An 18235-nucleotide genomic window follows, 5' to 3' on the forward strand; every position below is an offset into this window, starting at 1 on the left:
TTGGTGCCCTTGTTTTATTTTTTAGGCTTGTTGATGTGTTGGATGGCAGTGCTTATGTATAAGTAACTGTTGGTGGTAGCGCTCCGGGTAAGTTGTACTTCAACATCAGGCGCAATCTTCTCACCATATACTTTACCAGTCCTGTCTACCATTTTGGAGGTTGTTAAATTTAGGTAAGCCCCGTCAGAAAGCTTATATAAGGTGTTACTAGTTGTGAGCCCATTTGTGCGGGTGCCAATCAGTTTTGTTTTTTGGCGGCCTATAAAAGCGGCAGCTACCATTTCGGCTGAGCTGGCGGTGTTACCACTTATAAGTATACTCATGGGTGCCTTTGTGTTTTTTCCAGCGTATGGAGCCGGAATCGTATATTCTTTCCCATGGATATCTCTAACCACCCCATTTTTATAAGCGCTGTATTCTACTTTATGATCAGGTGTCTGCCAGCCAAGAAGTTCACCTTCGCCTAGTAGCGGTGCCAAGCCTGCCAGCATTGGGTGCATGTTGCCGCCGTCATTATGACGCAAGTCTATTATCCAGCCTTTCGGGTGTTGCGCGTCCAATGCCCTGATGATTGCCTGTAAGGAGTCTGCATAAAGCAACTGCTCATCTGGATCAAATACCCCGAAGGCTGGTACAATGATGTAAGCGTATTTTCCATCAATCATGTTTCCGGAGGGCATGGGCATCTTTTGGCCTAAAGCTCTGTAACCCACCAAATGGGCCTCTACCAATTCTTTGCTGTAAAATTTGCTGTGCCCATCTTCTAGCTTTTGCGTTGCGCTGTAAATAACAGGGTAGGTATCTCTGATTGTCTTCGCTTTATTCGCCTCATCTAAAGTTTCGGTATAGAGCTTTTCCCAATTTATGCTGTGCTTGTTAATAGAGTTTTCTCTCATGATATCCAGTGCCTCCATTACATAACTCTGGATGGAATCGGGTAACGCTTGCGAGAAAACATGCTGCGTGGTGGCGATAATTAGGATCAAGAGAAGGGCGAGTGACTTTTTCATGGATATAAATTTTTGTGCTTTAGGTCAGCGTGGTTGTTCGTTTAACTTGCACAAACATATGACAGGCCTTACAGTACAAGTGACTGTAATACACGAACAGCCCATTTCAATTGACGAACCGGAAATGCGGTGCGGTAGCGCTTTGCTACAGCTGAAAAACCTGTTGGTAAAGGAATTTTAGGGGTTAATGGATTTTGGTGGGTATATTCTCTTCTATTCTTCTATTTTTAGGGATGAATAAGAAGAAAATCATTCTCTTTCACTGTCTGTTCTGGTTCTTCGATTTCTTCAAGGATACGATTTACGGTTTTCAGTATTACTACTTCTATGATGCACAGTATACCTTGGCCTCGCTTTACAAAACCACGGCCATTGACTTTGTGCGCACGCTGCTGACCGCGGCGCTGTTTTATGCTAATGCTTTGGTGTTGGTACCGCGTTTTTTCGGCAAAGGCAGGTATGGAGTTTATGCAGTAAGTGTGCTGGCCTTGCTGGTCGCCTTCACACCGGCGCACTATCTGCTGGAGGTTATCCTTTTAAAGTATTTTAACTGGGCTACCTACGGACGTGAAATCACCATGATCTGGATTTTTCAGAGTGTGCTGCGTGCTAGTGTGATGTACCTGATGCTAGGTATAGCGTATGGCTATGTGGTCAGTTATTTCAAAACGCAGGAAGAGAAAAAAGAACTGGAAAAGGCGAAGTTGGCTACCGAGTTAGCCTTCCTAAAGTCGCAGATCAACCCGCACTTCTTATTCAACACGATCAACGACATTTACGCACTCACTTACCAGAAATCCGATCTGGCACCTGATGCGCTACTGAAGCTATCGGGGTTATTGCGGTATATGCTCCGCGAAAGTGAACAGGAACAGGTTTTACTGACCAAAGAAGCCGACTATTTGCAGGATGTCGTTGAGCTTCAAAAGATAGGCTTGAAAGGAAACGCTTATATCGCGTATAGCTGCGAAGGAATTTCAGCGCACCAACACATTGCGCCACTCCTGCTGATTTCTTTTGTAGAGAATGCCTTTAAGCACGGCGTCTGCACTGACCCGGCACATCCTATTATTATCAGTCTGGTCGTGGAGGAGGAAACCTTGCTGTTCTCGGTTTTCAACAGAAAAAACAGGGATCAGAAAGACCGCACTGGCGGTATCGGACTGACCAATGTGCGTCGCCGTCTGGAGTTGCTATACCCTGACAGGCACAAATTGGAGATTGTGGAAGACGACTATACCTATACCGTGGATCTGACGCTGCAGTTGAATAACACAACCTTCGCTGTCGAAGCTAGATCATCAAAAGGCGAAGCTATACCTGCCGAAATTTATTAAACTGAGAAGCCCCAACATGAAAACAATACGCTGCCTTGTAGTAGACGACAAGCCCTTAGCGCTGGACATACTGACCGATTATATCAATAAAATAGATTTTTTGGAATTTGTTGGTAGTACTACCAGTGCTTTGGAGGCGCTTAAAATAGTGGAGCGAGAGCAAATTGACTTGCTCTTTCTGGACATCCAAATGCCCGAGCTGACAGGTATACAGGTGATGAAAATTCTGGGAGACAAGTGCCGCGTGATCCTGACCACTGCCTATACTGAGTATGCGCTTGAAGGCTATGAGCATAATGTGGTCGATTACCTACTTAAGCCGATTGCTTTCGACCGTTTCTACAAAGCCGCCCAAAAAGCCCGTCAACAGTTTGAAGCTACACACGCTCAGGTTACGGGTCCGGTTATACCACCACCTGAAGAAAAACCAGTCGGGAAAGCTACCCGCGATATCATCTTCGTGAAAACGGAATACAAGATTGTGAAGGTGAGGCTCGATGATATTCTATATGTGGAGGGTTTGCAGAACTACGTGTCTATCTATACCCATTCCGAGCGGATTCTCTCCCTTCGCAATATCAAGAAGATGCAGGAGCAACTGCCTGAAAGTCAGTTTGTGAGGGTGCACAAGTCTTACATCGTTTCACTTGACAAAATCGACTCTATTGAGCGGAGCCGGATCTTTATTGGGGATGCTGTTATACCTGTTGGAGATACTTACAAAGAAAATTTCTTGACGTTGATAGAGCATATGAATTCCAACAACTAGAGCAGGTTTTATCTGTTTCGTCTATCTCTAAAGACCGCTCAAAGAGTGTATCAATTTCGCCAACGGACTCTCTTGTAGATATACAGGTACAGGAGCTAGCCCAAGCCACTCAGTCCGCACTTGGTTAACCAACGCCAAACCCATTGGCTGGTTATACCTTAGGGCAGCCATGTGTACCGCCACTGCTGTTTTGAGTGTGTTGGCTTTAACCCTGATTGTATGCTCGCTATACCTTGCCGGGTGCAGATGCACGTGCCTTCCTTCAACTACGCCCCATCGCAAAACCCACTTACTACCGTCGGACAACGTGATTACCCTATACCTTGCTTCGCTGTCGGATAGGTAGATTTGGTAAGCCTCTGGAGAGAGGGTATGAAGCGCTTGCAGGTATAGGATGGTCTCGCGGGCAATTTGTTGGGCTGATAAGTTGCCAAGGTATAGGTCAAGCTGCGAACTGCCGATTGTCTTCAGCTGTGCTTTCAGATAGGAATCCTCTGCGTCTACATTCGTTTCTATGAACTCCCGGATATAGCCCAAGTGATGTTTGAGCGGATGAAAGAGGATAGGCTGGGGGAGAACCGAATATCGCATAGCTTTTCTACGCAGGTAAGGTATAGCAAGTAATTATTTACCCGAGCGCAGGCAACCTTTGGCCTGCCTTTTCCATCTTTATCATGAGCACGGCAAAATAGTCGTGTATTGAGTTTCGTTTTAACTTAAATAAGGTGTTCCCGGTCAGAGTTTATCTTTTCTGCAGGCTTGTTTTGATAGACAAACTATACCTGTCAATCGATATAATAATACTGTAGGTATAAGTTTTAGAAAACTTAGCACTATATAGCGCACCTTGTTTAGCAAATACTTGTAATTTATTTGCCATCACTTTTGTCTGCCGCCTATGATACAGTTGGAAAATATACACAAATACTATGCGGTGGGGCACAACAAACTTCATGTGCTCAAGGGTATTGATATGCACATAGAGGAAGGCGAACTGGTTTCGATCATGGGCTCATCCGGCTCCGGCAAATCCACTTTGCTCAACATCCTTGGCATCCTCGACGACTACGACAGCGGCAGCTATACCTTGGCGGGCACGCCCATCCGAAACCTGTCAGCTGCGAAGGCGGCTTATTACCGCAATAAGTTTCTGGGCTTCGTGTTCCAGTCCTTCAATTTGCTTTCTTTCAAAAACGCGATGGAGAACGTGGCCCTGCCACTCTACTATCAGAATGTGGGCCGCAAGCAGCGTAACAAACTGGCTTTGGAATACCTCGACATGGTAGGCTTGAAAGACTGGGCTGAGCACTCCCCCAACGAAATGTCAGGTGGACAGAAACAGCGGGTGGCCATTGCCAGAGCCCTTATTTCGCAACCCAAGCTGATTCTGGCGGATGAACCGACAGGCGCTCTTGATACGCAGACCTCATACGACGTGATGGACATCTTCAAAGATGTGAACAGCAAAGGTATGACCGTAGTGATCGTGACGCACGAAAACGACATTGCCGCCCAAACGCACCGCGTCATCCGGCTCAAAGACGGTCTGATTGTGCACAACGACCATAGTGCAGAAGATGCAATATTGGCAGCAGAGGCCGTCGCTGCGAAAAGCTAAGGATAACGATTAACAAGCCATAATTAACCACCAGCAATCCAAAACATGTTCGATTTAGACAAATGGCAGGAGATACTCGGGACGATGCAGAAGAACAAGCTGCGTACGTTCCTGACCGCCTTTGGCGTGTTCTGGGGCATCTTTATGCTGGTGCTTTTGCTGGGTGCGGGCAAAGGATTGGAGAACGGGGTATATAACCGCTTCGGAGCCGGCGCCAAGAATAGCATCTATCTCTGGACCGGAAAAACAGCGCTGGCCCACAAAGGCATGTCGCCGGGGCGGGAGATAAAACTGACCAATCAGGATCTGGCCTCGGTGCACCGCGATGTGGATAACATACAAGTACTTTCTCCTCGCAACCGGGTGTTGGGCGAGTATACCATCAACTACAAAACCCAGAACGGCTCCTATCAGGTGTTTGGCGCCGAGCCGGGCTTCCTGAAACTCAACGGAGAAATTCCGTACAGGGGCAGGTTGCTGAACGAAATTGACGAGCGTGAAAAACGCAAGGTAGTCGTGATCGGCGACCAAGTAAGCAAAGTGCTGTTTGGGGAGGCCGATCCGGTGGGCGAGTACGTCAACATCAAAGGGATACACTTTAAAGTGGTGGGCACTTTTAAAATGCGCGGCAACAACAGTAGCCGCCGCGAGGAGCGGGCTTACATACCTTTCTCGACGTTGCAGGCTACTTTTAACCAACCCAATCAAGTGCAGATGATAGCACTGGCAGCCGAGCCCGGTGTGAGTGCCAAGGACATGGAAGGCCGTCTGCGTAACCTGCTGGCCGAGCGCCACAAGTTCTCGACGGAAGATAAGATGGCCATCGGGGTGGAAAACACCGAGGCGGAGTTTTTGAAAGTGATGGGCCTCTTCAATGGTATCAAGATATTTGTGTGGATAGTGGGTATAGGCACCCTGATCGCCGGCATCGTGGGTGTGAGCAACATCATGCTGATCATCGTGAAAGAGCGTACCCGCGAGATCGGGGTACGCAAAGCCTTAGGCGCAACGCCATTCTCTATTGTGAGCCTGATCCTGCAGGAGTCAGTGGTAATCACAGCTTTTTCGGGTTATCTGGGTTTGCTGGCAGGCACAGGTGTACTCGCTGGTCTGGAGTACCTGATGGAATCATCGGGGGCAGAGGCGCCCTTCTTCGCCAATCCGGAAGTAGACCCCGGCGTGGCACTGGCGGCCACGGTGGTACTGGTGATCTCCGGAGCCTTAGCCGGTCTGATGCCAGCCCTCAAAGCCGCAAGGATCAAGCCGATAGAGGCGCTGAGGGCGGCGTAGAATTTTGAATGAGTGATTGAGTGAATATTTTGCTCGTGTCGCTTTATCCAGAATATCATAAAAGTAAAAGGTATAGCTTTAGTATAGACCAAAAGAGAAAGGGTAATTATTCTCTCAATCAAAATTTCAAATTATAAACATTCACTCAATCACTCATTCACTCATTCACTCATTCAAAATGAACCCATGATCGACATTGATAAATGGACCGAGATTTATAACACCGTAAAGAAGCACAAGCTGCGTACGGCGCTGACGGCTTTTGGGGTGTTCTGGGGCATTTTCATGTTGGTGCTCTTGCTGGGGGCCGGTCGTGGACTGGAGAAAGGTATAACAGCGGAGTTTAATGTGGCCAAGAATGCCGTGTTCGTGTGGACGCAGCGCACCAGTGTGCCTTATATGGGCCTGAAAGCGGGTCGCTTTATCCAGATGACCAACGACGACATAGACGCCATTCGGACTTTTGTGCCGGAGGTGGGTGTGATCGCACCGAGTAACCAACTGCGCGGTAGTTTTTCGGTGATATACGGTACCAAAAGCTCGGCTTTTACCGTGAACGGCGAAACGCCAGAAGTACTGCACGTCAAGCCGACCAATGTGGTGAGTGGCCGCTTCATCAACCAAAAAGATGTGGAGGAGCGCCGCAAAGTAGCTGTGGTAGGTCCAAGGACCTTGGAGCTATTGTTTGGCGATGGCGAAGACCCGATTGGCAAGTACATTAGCATCAAAGGCATTTACTTTCAGGTGGTAGGCACGTTCAAGCCGCTCGGCAAGGACGAAGATGTGGTGCAGGACGCCCAGACTATCTTTATACCTAACACGACCTTGCAACAGGCCTTTAACCAACCCAATCAGGTGAACTTCTTTGCCATGACGCCCAAGCCCGGCGTGCCGGCCGCAGTGGTAGAGGAGAAAGTGAAAGCCCTGTTGATGAAGCGGCACAAAGTAGCCCCAACCGATCTGAAAGCCTTTGGCTCGGCCAACGTGGAGAAAGAGTTTCAGGATGTGCAGGGGCTCTTTGCAGGTATAGCGGGCTTTAGTTGGCTGGTGAGCATCGGCACCATCATCGCCGGTATTATCGGGGTGGGCAATATCATGCTGATCGTGGTGAAGGAGCGGACAAAAGAAATAGGTATACGCAAGGCACTCGGCGCAACACCTTTTTCCATCGTGAGCCTGATTATACAAGAGTCGATTGTGATCACGGGCTTTGCCGGTTACATCGGGTTACTGGCCGGTACTGGGCTTATCGCGGCCATCGAAGGCTTTATGGTGGACAACAACGTGCAGGCAGGCTTTTTTGGTCCGCCGGAGGTAAACCCGACTGTGGCTGTCACAGCGACGATACTACTAGTAGTGGCTGGCGCTTTGGCAGGCCTTATACCTGCCACCAAGGCGGCCCGTGTGAATCCGGTCGTGGCCCTGCAGGAAGAGTAATTTTAGGATCGAATAACAAGAACATTATAGAGTATAGCACTATGAAAAAGGTTTTTATCGGACTGTTCGTGATCGTCATGCTGGCCGCATCTGTTTGGCTGGGCCGGTACTTCTACAACAAGGCCAACACCGACCCAATCGTGTATAAAACAGAAGAGCCCTTCGAGGCCGACATCGTGAAGAAGACGGTGGCCACAGGTTCTATTGTGCCGCGTAAAGAGGTGGAAGTGAAGTCACAGGTATCGGGCATTGTGGAAGAACTGTATGTGGAGGCCGGGCAGATCGTGAAACAAGGGCAGCTGCTGGCCAAGATCAAGATCGTGCCCAACATTGTGAACGTGAACAATGCGCAAAACACGCTGGAAACCGCCCGTATCAATTTCGAAGAAGCGAAGCGCGAACTGGCCCGTCACGAACAGCTCTACGAGCAAAAGGTGATCGCCGAACAGGAGTACCGCCGCTTTAAATCAGACTACGACCTGAAGCGCGAAGCTCTGCAGTCGGCGGAGAGCAACCTGCAACTGGTGCGCGAAGGTGCCTCCAAGCGTAGCGGTCAGGCTTCCAACTTGGTATACTCCACTATCGACGGCATGCTGCTGGATGTGCCGGTGAAAGTGGGTACTTCAATCATTGAGCGCAACAACTTTAATGAGGGCACGACCATCGCCTCGGTTGCCGACATGCGCAGCCTGATTTTCGAAGGCAAGATAGACGAGTCGGAAGTGGGCAAGCTGAAAGAAGGAATGGACCTTTTACTGACTATTGGTGCGATCGAAGGCCGCGTGTTCGATGCAGAACTTGAGTACATTGCCCCGAAAGGCGTGCTGGAAGAAGGATCCATCAAATTTCCGATCCGTGCCAAGGTATTGCTTGACGAGAAAGACTTCATCCGGGCAGGGTATAGCGCCAACGCTGATATCGTGCTTGACAAACGCGAGAACGTAATGGCGGTGAAGGAAAGCTTGCTCAAGTTCGAGAAAGAGAAGTCTTATGTGGAAGTAGAGACCGCCCCGCAGGTGTTTGAAAAACGCGAAGTAAAAACCGGCCTGTCAGACGGCATCAACATTGAGGTAGTGTCTGGGCTGAAAACTTCTGAGAAAGTGAAAGTGCCGGACGCCAATGCGCCGCAGAATATTTAATTGTTTGTTTAAGGTGAGAGAAAAAAGCGGGTTCAGCCCGCTTTTTTTATGCGCTCAGTTAAACAGCCACTGCAAAATAAGATGCGAAGGTATAAAGATGAAGATTGGAAAAAACAACATAGCCAGCACAAAATACAGTCCCTTAGGTATAGTTTTCTGTGGCTCATTTCCCGGACCGAACACCCAGTTCACGTTCTCTTTAGGGTTAGTGAGGAAGTAACTGAGCGGCAGCACCACCCAAGCCAGTGCCGTCTGGTACCAGAAAGCGCGGGTATCGTAACCCCATTCTATCAACAGCCAAATCACGATGGCTGGCAGAAAGACATGGAAAAGGGAGAGCCCCCGCAAGAACAGGCTCTTGTCCTGATGGAACATGTAATCGCTCAAGCCTAATAGCTCTTTGCCTGTGAGCAGGCGACCGAAGTAGTCCACGTTCCAGACAAGCTCCAACCCCAACACCCCCACGGCCATCATGCTTAGCAAAAGGTGGTTCCCCGTCCAGAGTACGATGCCCACCGAGAAAAGCGCCACATCCGAAAACCATAGAAAGTTGCCCGGACCATAGTGTTTCCAATATACCGGCACCAATACCAACAGAAATAAGGTATAGGCTATGGGCAACCAAAGCGGAATGGTTTCGGGCATTGTGGTTTGAGTTTCAGAATAACTATTATACCTGTAAAGTTTAGAAAGGATTGGGTGCGGTGGCTAGTTTGTAAGGTACAGCGCATTTAGGGGCTCCTGTTTGACAATGATGCAGGTATAGGCGTACCTTTGCAGTAAATTAGAATACCTTATGCACTTGGCTACTACTGAAGCTACCGTACAGATACTGGATTTTGAACCACAGCACGCTGGCATGTTCCGCAGCCTCAACGAAGAGTGGATCACCCGCTACTTCGTCATGGAGGAGGCCGACCACAAATCGCTGGGTAATCCCCAAAGCTACATTATAGACAAGGGTGGCTATATTCTAATGGCAAGCTACCAAGGTGAGATCGTGGGTACTTGTGCGCTGATCAACGATGATGACGGGGTGTATGAATTGGCTAAAATGGCGGTAACCCCCAAGGCGCAGGGGCTGAAGATCGGTAAGTTGTTAGGAGAGGCCGCTATCCGGAAAGCCTGTGAAGTTGGAGCCCGCATGGTATACTTGGTGTCTAATCGTAGACTGGAAACAGCCCTGACGCTGTATCGTCGCTTAGGCTTTGTGGAAGTACCAATGCCGCCCAGTATTTACGAGCGTGCCGATATCAAAATGGAATTGCCTCTTAAAGTTTAGGTGTTCGGTTCTGGGCAGGTACAGCGTTTAGATCAGGCTGGTCTGGCGGTTGCTGTCCTGTCGGGCAACACCCACGGTCATCCAACAGCCTTTGTACATGCCTTTGCGTTGCTTGGCCAATATAAAAAGATAGGGTACTTGCTCGCCGTTTGTGCCTTTCACTACTACCAATTGGTAGGCCGTGTCATCCGTAATGATCATCTTTCCTGTTTTGTACGAATCAAAGTTCAGCATCGGGCTGTAGGCCGGGTCGCGCACCATCATCCGGAAGTGGTTAAGCGGACCAAGACTTACCCGACTGGCGGGCGAGGAGAAATTGAAAACAGTGATAATGCCACTGTCGGTCATATCGTTTCTTTGGAGTGCGTGCAGTTGTATCTTGATGACTTGGCGGGGGGAAAGGGCTTTAGAAGGCTTCAGAAAGCGGGCTTTGGAGTTAAGCACAGTCTTGGCTTCGTCCGATGTGTAGCGGACATTGTCCTGCGCATCCATCTCTGGCATTGCCGGGAACTGCACCCACAGTAACACCAACAATACAACCCCCACAGCGAGCAGGAGTTTGTCGTACATATTTTCAAACCCTCTCATAATATTATGTACTTTATATAGAGCTAAGAAGTTGTCAATTAATCATTTTGCCATGTAAAAGGGCCTTTTTTGAAGGTAAGTGGCGAATTGGCTATCTCAAAGTAAGAGGATTACGTATATGGTTTGGATTTTTCCTGTATGAAGAACTTCCTCACATATCTTTTTCAGTCCTTGGTCGGTTGGCTTTCGAGACAACCGCTGGTGCAGCGACTGGACCGTCGCTTTCCCAAAGTATTTCGCTTCTTGCAACACCGCTTCGACACGACCACCTTTATAGGACTGCCCCTGACTATTCTGTTGTTTGTGATCGGTATCAACGCCGCTTTGCTTTCCCAGCTGACCGAAGATGTAGTGGAGTCTGAAGGAGTAGTGCATGCAGATGAAGCTTTCACTGCTTTTCTGTACGGTATCCGGAGTGAGTGGCTGAGCCATACCTTTTATGCGCTCACACAATTGGGCACGCGCGAAGCCGTGTTTGCTATTGGCGGACTGGCCACCATCGTGTTTCTGTACAGGCGCCGCTACACGGCGGTGCTGGCTTTTTGGCTGACCATGGCAGGGGTAGGGCTTTCAGTTCAATATGGAAAGAAGTTCATCAGCCGCGACCGGCCCACGGAGGTCGCCTTTTACCCGGAGCACAACTTTTCCTTCCCGAGCGGGCATGCCACTACCAGCATAGCGCTTTGGGGTATACTTGCTTATTTTGGGTACCGCCATCTCGACCAAAGGCGACAGCGCCGGCTTACAATCCTAGCTGCCGGTGTGTTAATTCTGATGATCGGTTTTAGTAGGATTTACCTAGGTGTGCACTTTCTCTCGGATGTGCTGGCGGGCTTTCTGTTAGGAGCCATGTGGGTGCTGCTAGGTATCAGTCTGATGGAGGTGATGAGCTACCTAAAAGCCCGAAAGAAACTGCGGGCATCCTGACAAATATAGAGCGCCGACTATCTATCGCAGCGGATTTTGCGTACAATTCCTGACGCATCCATTTACCTATGAACTACCGCACCCTTATCAGGCTGAGCACGCTGGCCTTCACCCTATACCTGTTATTGGCGGCTTCCTCCGCTCGCGCCTATGGCGTGCTCACCCACCAAGCCATCATCGATGCAGCTTGGAAAGAGTCCATTGAGCCTTTGCTGCGCAAGCGCTTTCCCAAAGCCTCTGACGAAGATCTGAAGAAAGCCCACGCCCATGCCTATGGCGGCTCCATTGTGCAGGACATGGGCTACTTTCCGTTTGGCAACACCTTTTTCACGGACCTAACCCACTATGTGCGCAGCGGCGACTTTGTAGAGAATCTTCTTAAGTCGGCCACCACAGTGGAGGAGTATGGCTTTGCCCTCGGGGCTATGTCGCACTACAACGCCGATATACACGGGCATCCGCTGGGGACTAACAAGGCCGTGGCGCTGGTATACCCTAAAGTGCGCAATGAGCACGGCCACGAAGTAACCTATGCCGAAGATCCGGTGTCGCACATCAAAACGGAGTTTGGCTTTGATGTACTGCAGGTAGCCCGTGGCAACTATGCGCCAGATGACTATCAGCGTTTTATCGGCTTCGAAGTATCAAAAGAGCTGTTGGAGCGGGCCTTTCTGGAAACCTACGGACTTAAGTTAAACGATGTGTTTCTGAACGTGCCGTTGGCCATCAGTACGTATCGCTTTACCATTCGCGGCTTCATGCCCGACCTCACCAAGGCAGCTTGGCAGGCAAAGAAAGGCGATATTCAGGAAGCGAACCCCGGCACTACCCGCCGCCAGTTTCACTACCACATGCGGCGGGCCGAGTTTAATAAGACGTGGGGAAGTGATTACCAGAGACCCAACATCTTCGCCCGTTTTGTGGCTTGGATCATCAAAGTACTGCCCAAAATAGGTCCGTTGAGCACGCTTGCCTTCAAGCCACCTACGCCAGAAGCTGAGGACCTTTTTTACAACAGCTTCAACAAGACGGTAGAGAACTATAACCAACTCATTCGGCAGTTCAAGCAGGAGGGCAGCCCAAAACTGACCAACATGCAGCTTGATACCGGCGAGCCAACCAAGCCCGGAGGCTATAAACTCACCGACGAAACCTACTCCGAACTCGTCCTCAAACTCGCTAAGTCTGATTTCGAACACCTAAGCCCTGCTTTGCGACAGGATATTTTGAACTTTTATCAGCCTAAAAAAGCCATCAAAGAGGTAGAGGAGGATGAACAGGAGGACGTGAAAGACGCATTGGAGAAGCTCCGTGCGTTACATCTTTAACATCATTTAGGTGTGCCCAATCATGGATGACCTGTTTTAGGAAGCTTATCGGAATGCAAATTCAATCTGTAGGGGAAATGTGATTATTGCGGGCTCGGTTTGTGCCTAGGGGGAATTATTCGGCCTTTTGCAACTATATCGCCCCAAAACCGATAAATATAAGTCTGATGCCCCGGCAATTAACGCCAAGTGTAGAAGTCGGCTGGGTCATCAACATGTGTTTAATTAAAACTAACTTACCTATGGAAAACAAAGCGAATCAGAATCCGCAATCAAATCAGAATTCTTCGGCTCAGAGCAGCTCGAAAACTAATACATCTACTATCGGTTCAGCCAGCCAGTCATCTGTTTCCGGATTAGGCAACAACCCGTCTTCTTCGAGAAACGCTTCTGGCAGCCAGTCTGGATCATCTAGCAATGCAGGCAAATCTAACTGGAAGGATACTTTCAAAAAGGAGAACCTGAACAACCTGACAGGCAAACTGCAGGAGTTTGGTAACACAACCATGAACAAAGTGAATGGCCTGAGCACTACCCAGAAAGTAGTGGGTGGTTCTTTGCTGGCACTAGGTGCAGGTTGGGTAGCCATGAACTCAATGGGAAAAGGCAAAGGGAAAATGGGCTCTAAGATTGCCAGCGCACAGGAAAAACTGAACAAAAACCTGAACAAGAAGCTAAATAAGAACAGATAGTCTTTTCAGGTATAGAAGCTACATTGCAAGGAGCCGGGCGTTGAGCCCGGCTTTTTGTGTCGTGTAGGTATAGCAAACGATGTAATTACGTATACCTACCAATAAAATCGAACCTACAACACGCTATGAAGAAGATAATACTATGGAAGTAAGCAAAGCATTGGTGAGCGGACTGGCGGGAGCAGTCGCTTTGACCATCGCACACGAAACCCTAAGAAGACTTGTACCTGAAGCGCCCCGCATGGATGTGCTGGGTATGCGGGCCATATCAAAAGCTATGAAAAAAGCCGGAGCTCAACCGCCTGCCGGCAGCTCCCTACGTGCTTGGGCCATGGTAGCCGACGTTGTGTCCAACTCCATGTACTACAGCCTAGTCGGAGTATGCAAAGACACTTGGCTAAGGGGAAGTTTGCTGGGAGCCGGGGCCGGAGCGGGTGCTGTGCTGCTGCCGGGGCCCATGGGCTTAGGCTCAGACCCGAGTAACCGCACCAACAGCACCCGCGCCATGACAGTGGGGCTATACCTGATGGGTGGTCTAGTAGCCGCCGGCGTGGGCAGCGCACTTGCCTGTAACGATAAGAAGTGCTAATATGTAGCTAGGTACATTGTACCTGCGGCAGCATTACTCCGGTAAGTTGGCGCAGGTGCAGAGTACTTCCCGCTGTGGCTCCGCCGGCTGGTAGTCAGGCAGGGTATATTCTTTCATGTAAACCACCTGCAGTTCCTGCACAGGATTTGTCGGGTGCGCTTCGTTCCAGCGGCGCACCAAATAGTTGCAGTAGTAGGGCCTCAGGAAGGCGTAGTGCACAAACAGGTAATTCTCAGAGTACTTTCTCCAGCGATCATTCTTGAACATAGACATGACCGAAACAGGTTTGGCATAGTCGGCCTCCTTTCCTTCGCGGTTCAGGTCAATGAGGTGCCCTTTGGTGGTGTGGCCCTCCATCACATACCAGCCATCGTCCTTAAACACAGCCGGTGCAAACATACCCCAGCGTTGGTCTACCCGCAACAGGCTGCCCAGCCACGTGGTGGATGGCGGCATGACCGGTACATGGCGCGTTGCCCCCGACAGATTCCACCAGATGCAGTAAAGCAAAATAAAACTCACAAAGCCTTCCCGAAGGTAGCGTAACTGTGGCTTGGTGAGAAGAGGTTTCTGCAAACTGAACTGCACCTGCAATTGCGCCGGGCTTTTAAAGCCTTTGAATATGCGCTGAAACTGCCCTGTGAATGGCCGCCTGAACGAGGACAGCAGACGCTTTTCGATCCAGTCCATAGCCTTGGGTGGCAACAGGCCCGAGATGGAAGCAATGTTGATGAGGTAGAAAAGACCCACAAACAAGGTCAGGCTAATGCCAATGTGGAACATGAACAGTACCCCCACCACTACAAGCCGCCATACATGGTTGTAGAAAGGGATAAGCAAGAGAAAAGGCAAGAGCAGCTCGGTGTACCACGTAATGTGGGTTAGAAATTTCAGTAGCTCTGGATAGGGGTAGATCAGCTCGCCGACAGGCATCAAAATCTGGTCGAGGCTGAGCGCATAGTAAAGCGCAGTACCTTCGGTGGTCCACTCGGGTGAGCTTTTGAGTAGGGCAGTGCAGAAGTACACCAGAAAGATCTGCATGACGTAGGCTGCCGTTGCCGCACTGAAATAAGTAGTTGGCTGCAGCTCTGGCTTTTCGGTTTTGGTGGCGTCGTAGCTATAGAATTTTCCCCAAGGCAAAAATATCCCCCAAAAGAGCAGCATGCGGAGCAAATCATCCCCACCTTGCGAGATAAAAGTATTGCGGTTCTGGAGCGATACCAGCAGCACCCAACTGATGATGGTGGCGGTACGGGTTTTATAGCCCAGCAGCAGGCAGACAGCGAAAATGGCCGCTATGAGAAAAAGTACGGCTTGTACCTGCCAGAGTCCGCTCAGGGTATGAAATGAGAAGTGGTAAGGATCCCAGCCGAACTGATGCAGCACATGGAGCGGCAAAACACCCATATTGGAGTAATGGGCTTCAAGGTCGGTAGCGCGTATGGCCAGATCGGTCAAAATAATACCGGCCACCCAAATGCGCATAATGGCTAGGGCACGGAGGTCAACTGTAAAAACACGGCGTAGGTATCGTTGCAGTTGATTCATGGTGTCAGGTGTAAAAGGTTAGATAAAAAACAAAAAGGCAAAAACCGAATGGTGCTTGCCTTTTTGTTTAAATAAAATGGGTAGCGCTCCTGCTATCTTGGAGTTGTACCCATAGTGGTTGTGCCAGTTGTTGTACCCGTAGTGGTACCAGTGGTAGTACCAGTGGTAGTACCAGTGGTAGTACCTGTGGTCGTTCCGGTCGTTGTGCCAGTAGTCGTACCAGTTGTAGTTCCGGTAGTGGTACCTGTGGTCGTGCCGGTAGTCGTTCCGGTTGTTGTGCCTGTCGTAGTGCCAGTAGTGGTACCGGTCGTAGTGCCAGTGGTCGTTCCCGTTGTAGTACCGGTCGTCGTACCTGTAGTGGTACCCGTTGTAGTACCTGTCGTTGTACCCGTTGTAGTACCTGTCGTTGTACCCGTTGTAGTTCCAGTCGTGGTACCGGTAGTCGTTCCAGTAGTAGTACCCGTGGTTGTACCGTATTCGGTATCCGTATCAGTTGCGTCGGTATCAGTGCCTGTTGTGGTGGTGTCAGCACAACCTGCTAATACTGTTGCAAACACGAATGATGATGCAAGTAAATTTACAAATGTCTTTTTCATAGTCCTTAGATTGTAATACTGTAAAATTGTTTTCAGTATCCTATTTACGGAACTAGCGCTATTTGGATAATTTTTTGTGGAATTTCGCCTGTTATTTCAGCTTTTGGTGCTAAAAATCTGGAGAAAATATGGCGTGATAGTGGCTCTGAGGGAAGAGCTTATCCGACGTTTTGGCCATTGGCTTGCAAACGAAGGTACTCTACACGGGCCTGATCCAACTCATCTACAATTTCCTGACGTTGCCTTTTGAGATCTTCGGCGACCGGGCTACTGTTAAGGAAAAGCTGCAACAGCAGCCAATGTTCCCGCACCCGCAGCAGGGTGTTCCAGTACCGGAGCGTAAAAAACCCCGAAACCGGAAGGCTTAAAAGGTATAGCAGAAGGTATGTCTTGTCAGGCTGAAGCTGCCAGAGGGCTATTGCCTGTATCGCGTAAAGCACCGGAAAAGAAAATATGCCCACCGACAGCATAATCGGGGCCCGAAACTCTTTTTCTTCGGTAAGGGCATCGGCTACCCGCGAAGGAATAATGTAAGCGAGGTAGTTATTGATAAGGCCGTACAGGTACAGTGGCACTGTCAAAGCCAAGAGCAGAGTCCGGATGAGACTTTGGCGCAGCAGCACGTTGTTCTCCTCAATGGAGGGAAGGTGCTGCAGGTCCAGTTCCTGCAACTGCTGATTGTACGATCGCATTTTCTCACGAAAGCGCTCTACCCGCTGGGGTTGCCTTTCTATAAAATACCCTAGACTCTTCACAAGAGCCCGCGTGAGTAGAAAGTCACGCACATGCCTCGGTGCTTCTATAGGGGTCTGCTCTGCAAGTCGTTCTTTGTATACCTGTTCAATCTGGCGCACTAGGGTGTCTTCGTCGTCAGAGGGAGTCACGACGATGAGTTTTTCCAACTGCTGGCGTATTACATCAGTCAGTTCATTCACTGTGCCCACACTATCTTGCTTGTACCGGTCAAGGTATGGCGCCACGTCAATCGGTTTGCCCACGTTCACAAACACATCACTCCTAAAGCGAGTGGGGTCAGAGTAGTTTAGCCCCACCGGGAGGATTTGCAGGCTGGCCGCGTCAGCAGTGTTATCCACGGCGCCCAGCGCCATGCGGGCAGTGCCAGTCTTGATTTTGCGCAGGCGCCTCTCGCTAAAGCTGGTGCCTTCTGGAAAAATAAGCAGCGTTTTGCGCTCAGCCAGTGCTTGGTAACTGGCGCTGAATGTTGCTTCGTTATCAAGCAGCAAGCCGGACATGTCTTCGCGGCGGTGTATCGGGATAAGGTTCATGCGGTGCAGCAGCCACTTGCGAAAAGGCGAATTGAACACCGTGCTTTTGGCAATGAAATATACCTGTTGCGGCAGCAGCGAGGCTATCACAATAGGGTCCATAAACGTGTTGGGGTGGTTGGCCACTACCAGCAGCGGACCGCGGCCGGGCATGAGGTGCCGGTTGCGCACCACAAACCTGCGGAAGAACACCCAAAGGCCAGTGCGGAGGATTAGCTTAAGTACAAGGTATAGCATGCGCTTTTCAAAACAACAGCGCCTGTTAGGGTAGCAGGCCATCTATTTAGCCTGTCAATATAAACAATATCTTGCTATTAAACAGTAGGGGAAGGTGCCGCTTGCCCAAGCTAGCGTGGCAAAGGTTATTCTGCGGTGGTAAGCCAGTCGTAGGCGGAGGTCAGGTCATCAAACTCTTTCACTTCAAAGGGGAGACTGGGTTGTGATGAAAAAATTTGCTGTATCTGGCGTTCCGCGGTTGGGTCGAAGGGATTAAGGGAGGCGGATCGCTTAAGTGGAAGCTGGCTGAACGCCTGTGCATACACATCGCGGGTCCACGCAAGGTCATCCGGATCGAGGGGAGCAAGGAGGCGGCTATCGATGATGGCATAGGGTGCCCCCAGTTGCCGGGCAAGCCGCACAAGCTTGATGAGCGCCTGCCGGTATTGCAGACTGCTGCATTTGCCGTACCACTGGCTCAGTAAGACATGGCTGGAGGCATGGTACTCTACCAGCAGATAGTCTGTATGGAGGTACACCATAGTTTCCGTGTAAAATGTTGAATATTAGGCTAATGATAGGT

At 49.8% G+C, this 18235-nt stretch carries 19 protein-coding genes; 11 read left to right on the forward strand and 8 right to left on the reverse strand.

Translation table 11 applies throughout. The features are described from left to right. Positions 1 to 14 precede the first annotated feature (14 nt). The gene (locus tag Q1A04_RS18050) at positions 15 to 1010 is read right to left on the reverse strand and encodes a S41 family peptidase (RefSeq protein ID WP_299708885.1); all 996 of its coding nucleotides are present in this window, start codon (positions 1008 to 1010) and stop codon (positions 15 to 17) included. A 233-nt stretch (positions 1011 to 1243) separates the two neighbouring features. Between Q1A04_RS18050 and Q1A04_RS18055 the strand changes: the two genes are divergently transcribed. Next, entirely contained in the window at positions 1244 to 2347 is a 1104-nt protein-coding gene (locus Q1A04_RS18055; RefSeq protein ID WP_299708888.1) for a histidine kinase, read from the forward strand. Positions 2348 to 2363: 16 nt separating this feature from the next. After that, positions 2364 to 3116: a LytTR family DNA-binding domain-containing protein gene (locus Q1A04_RS18060; protein ID WP_299708891.1), complete on the forward strand. Its 753-nt coding sequence runs from the start codon at positions 2364 to 2366 to the stop codon at positions 3114 to 3116. A gap of 27 nt (positions 3117 to 3143) precedes the next feature. On the opposite strand, the gene Q1A04_RS18065 is transcribed toward Q1A04_RS18060, so the two are convergent. Then, positions 3144 to 3707 (reverse strand): hypothetical protein, encoded by a 564-nt coding sequence (locus tag Q1A04_RS18065; protein WP_299708894.1) that lies wholly within the window; start codon positions 3705 to 3707, stop codon positions 3144 to 3146. 307 nt (positions 3708 to 4014) lie between these two features. On the opposite strand from Q1A04_RS18065, the gene Q1A04_RS18070 reads away from it, so the two are divergent. From Q1A04_RS18070 to Q1A04_RS18085, 4 genes are all read left to right on the forward strand, one after another. After that, complete coding sequence (locus tag Q1A04_RS18070; RefSeq protein ID WP_299708896.1) at positions 4015 to 4734, forward strand: ABC transporter ATP-binding protein; 720 nt, start codon at positions 4015 to 4017, stop codon at positions 4732 to 4734. A 45-nt stretch (positions 4735 to 4779) separates the two neighbouring features. After that, a complete protein-coding gene (locus Q1A04_RS18075; RefSeq protein ID WP_299708898.1) occupies positions 4780 to 6024 on the forward strand; it encodes an ABC transporter permease in 1245 nt (414 codons plus the stop codon). 186 nt (positions 6025 to 6210) lie between these two features. Beyond that, positions 6211 to 7461: an ABC transporter permease gene (locus Q1A04_RS18080; protein ID WP_299708900.1), complete on the forward strand. Its 1251-nt coding sequence runs from the start codon at positions 6211 to 6213 to the stop codon at positions 7459 to 7461. Positions 7462 to 7502: 41 nt separating this feature from the next. Then, positions 7503 to 8600 carry an efflux RND transporter periplasmic adaptor subunit gene (locus tag Q1A04_RS18085; protein WP_299708903.1) on the forward strand — a complete coding sequence of 366 codons (1098 nt, stop codon included), beginning with the start codon at positions 7503 to 7505 and terminating at the stop codon, positions 8598 to 8600. 54 nt (positions 8601 to 8654) lie between these two features. On the opposite strand, the gene Q1A04_RS18090 is transcribed toward Q1A04_RS18085, so the two are convergent. Continuing rightward, the gene (locus Q1A04_RS18090; RefSeq protein ID WP_299708906.1) at positions 8655 to 9245 is read right to left on the reverse strand and encodes a membrane-associated protein; all 591 of its coding nucleotides are present in this window, start codon (positions 9243 to 9245) and stop codon (positions 8655 to 8657) included. A 151-nt stretch (positions 9246 to 9396) separates the two neighbouring features. On the opposite strand from Q1A04_RS18090, the gene Q1A04_RS18095 reads away from it, so the two are divergent. After that, positions 9397 to 9882, forward strand: coding sequence for a GNAT family N-acetyltransferase (locus Q1A04_RS18095; protein WP_299708908.1), 486 nt, complete (start codon positions 9397 to 9399; stop codon positions 9880 to 9882). 27 nt (positions 9883 to 9909) lie between these two features. Here the strand turns inward: Q1A04_RS18095 and Q1A04_RS18100 are convergent, their stop codons facing one another. Further along, on the reverse strand, positions 9910 to 10452 hold the full coding sequence (locus tag Q1A04_RS18100) for a DUF4864 domain-containing protein (RefSeq protein ID WP_299708910.1): 543 nt from the start codon (positions 10450 to 10452) through the stop codon (positions 9910 to 9912). Between the two features lie 156 nt (positions 10453 to 10608). Here Q1A04_RS18100 and Q1A04_RS18105 point away from each other — a divergent pair, with 156 nt between their 5' ends. From Q1A04_RS18105 to Q1A04_RS18120, 4 genes are all read left to right on the forward strand, one after another. Continuing rightward, positions 10609 to 11397 carry a phosphatase PAP2 family protein gene (locus tag Q1A04_RS18105; RefSeq protein ID WP_299708913.1) on the forward strand — a complete coding sequence of 263 codons (789 nt, stop codon included), beginning with the start codon at positions 10609 to 10611 and terminating at the stop codon, positions 11395 to 11397. A gap of 68 nt (positions 11398 to 11465) precedes the next feature. Next, the gene (locus Q1A04_RS18110) at positions 11466 to 12725 is read left to right on the forward strand and encodes a zinc dependent phospholipase C family protein (protein ID WP_299708916.1); all 1260 of its coding nucleotides are present in this window, start codon (positions 11466 to 11468) and stop codon (positions 12723 to 12725) included. 242 nt (positions 12726 to 12967) lie between these two features. Then, on the forward strand, positions 12968 to 13417 hold the full coding sequence (locus tag Q1A04_RS18115) for a hypothetical protein (protein WP_299708918.1): 450 nt from the start codon (positions 12968 to 12970) through the stop codon (positions 13415 to 13417). Between the two features lie 142 nt (positions 13418 to 13559). After that, positions 13560 to 14006 (forward strand): hypothetical protein, encoded by a 447-nt coding sequence (locus Q1A04_RS18120; protein ID WP_299708921.1) that lies wholly within the window; start codon positions 13560 to 13562, stop codon positions 14004 to 14006. A gap of 33 nt (positions 14007 to 14039) precedes the next feature. On the opposite strand, the gene Q1A04_RS18125 is transcribed toward Q1A04_RS18120, so the two are convergent. From Q1A04_RS18125 to Q1A04_RS18140, 4 genes are all read right to left on the reverse strand, one after another. Continuing rightward, positions 14040 to 15554 (reverse strand): HTTM domain-containing protein, encoded by a 1515-nt coding sequence (locus tag Q1A04_RS18125; RefSeq protein WP_299708924.1) that lies wholly within the window; start codon positions 15552 to 15554, stop codon positions 14040 to 14042. Between the two features lie 92 nt (positions 15555 to 15646). Beyond that, complete coding sequence (locus tag Q1A04_RS18130; protein ID WP_299708927.1) at positions 15647 to 16150, reverse strand: hypothetical protein; 504 nt, start codon at positions 16148 to 16150, stop codon at positions 15647 to 15649. A 158-nt stretch (positions 16151 to 16308) separates the two neighbouring features. After that, positions 16309 to 17673, reverse strand: coding sequence for a lysophospholipid acyltransferase family protein (locus Q1A04_RS18135; protein WP_299708930.1), 1365 nt, complete (start codon positions 17671 to 17673; stop codon positions 16309 to 16311). A gap of 125 nt (positions 17674 to 17798) precedes the next feature. After that, positions 17799 to 18194 (reverse strand): hypothetical protein, encoded by a 396-nt coding sequence (locus Q1A04_RS18140; protein WP_299708933.1) that lies wholly within the window; start codon positions 18192 to 18194, stop codon positions 17799 to 17801. Positions 18195 to 18235 lie beyond the last annotated feature (41 nt).

The organism is uncultured Pontibacter sp. (assembly GCF_947499215.1).
In the GTDB taxonomy this organism is placed as follows: domain Bacteria; phylum Bacteroidota; class Bacteroidia; order Cytophagales; family Hymenobacteraceae; genus Pontibacter.

Bases quoted from the DNA above. Each gene is read 5' to 3' on its own strand.
- Q1A04_RS18140 (WP_299708933.1), bottom strand. From the start codon at position 18,194: ATGGTGTACCTCCATACAGACTATCTGCTGGTAGAGTACCATGCCTCC.
- Q1A04_RS18120 (WP_299708921.1), top strand. From the start codon at position 13,560: ATGGAAGTAAGCAAAGCATTGGTGAGCGGACTGGCGGGAGCAGTCGCT.
- Q1A04_RS18080 (WP_299708900.1), top strand. From the start codon at position 6,211: ATGATCGACATTGATAAATGGACCGAGATTTATAACACCGTAAAGAAG.
- Q1A04_RS18075 (WP_299708898.1), top strand. From the start codon at position 4,780: ATGTTCGATTTAGACAAATGGCAGGAGATACTCGGGACGATGCAGAAG.
- Q1A04_RS18105 (WP_299708913.1), top strand. From the start codon at position 10,609: ATGAAGAACTTCCTCACATATCTTTTTCAGTCCTTGGTCGGTTGGCTT.
- Q1A04_RS18050 (WP_299708885.1), bottom strand. From the start codon at position 1,010: ATGAAAAAGTCACTCGCCCTTCTCTTGATCCTAATTATCGCCACCACG.
- Q1A04_RS18125 (WP_299708924.1), bottom strand. From the start codon at position 15,554: ATGAATCAACTGCAACGATACCTACGCCGTGTTTTTACAGTTGACCTC.
- Q1A04_RS18065 (WP_299708894.1), bottom strand. From the start codon at position 3,707: ATGCGATATTCGGTTCTCCCCCAGCCTATCCTCTTTCATCCGCTCAAA.
- Q1A04_RS18135 (WP_299708930.1), bottom strand. From the start codon at position 17,673: ATGCTATACCTTGTACTTAAGCTAATCCTCCGCACTGGCCTTTGGGTG.
- Q1A04_RS18095 (WP_299708908.1), top strand. From the start codon at position 9,397: ATGCACTTGGCTACTACTGAAGCTACCGTACAGATACTGGATTTTGAA.
- Q1A04_RS18070 (WP_299708896.1), top strand. From the start codon at position 4,015: ATGATACAGTTGGAAAATATACACAAATACTATGCGGTGGGGCACAAC.
- Q1A04_RS18115 (WP_299708918.1), top strand. From the start codon at position 12,968: ATGGAAAACAAAGCGAATCAGAATCCGCAATCAAATCAGAATTCTTCG.
- Q1A04_RS18110 (WP_299708916.1), top strand. From the start codon at position 11,466: ATGAACTACCGCACCCTTATCAGGCTGAGCACGCTGGCCTTCACCCTA.
- Q1A04_RS18055 (WP_299708888.1), top strand. From the start codon at position 1,244: ATGAATAAGAAGAAAATCATTCTCTTTCACTGTCTGTTCTGGTTCTTC.
- Q1A04_RS18060 (WP_299708891.1), top strand. From the start codon at position 2,364: ATGAAAACAATACGCTGCCTTGTAGTAGACGACAAGCCCTTAGCGCTG.
- Q1A04_RS18100 (WP_299708910.1), bottom strand. From the start codon at position 10,452: ATGTACGACAAACTCCTGCTCGCTGTGGGGGTTGTATTGTTGGTGTTA.
- Q1A04_RS18130 (WP_299708927.1), bottom strand. From the start codon at position 16,150: ATGAAAAAGACATTTGTAAATTTACTTGCATCATCATTCGTGTTTGCA.
- Q1A04_RS18085 (WP_299708903.1), top strand. From the start codon at position 7,503: ATGAAAAAGGTTTTTATCGGACTGTTCGTGATCGTCATGCTGGCCGCA.
- Q1A04_RS18090 (WP_299708906.1), bottom strand. From the start codon at position 9,245: ATGCCCGAAACCATTCCGCTTTGGTTGCCCATAGCCTATACCTTATTT.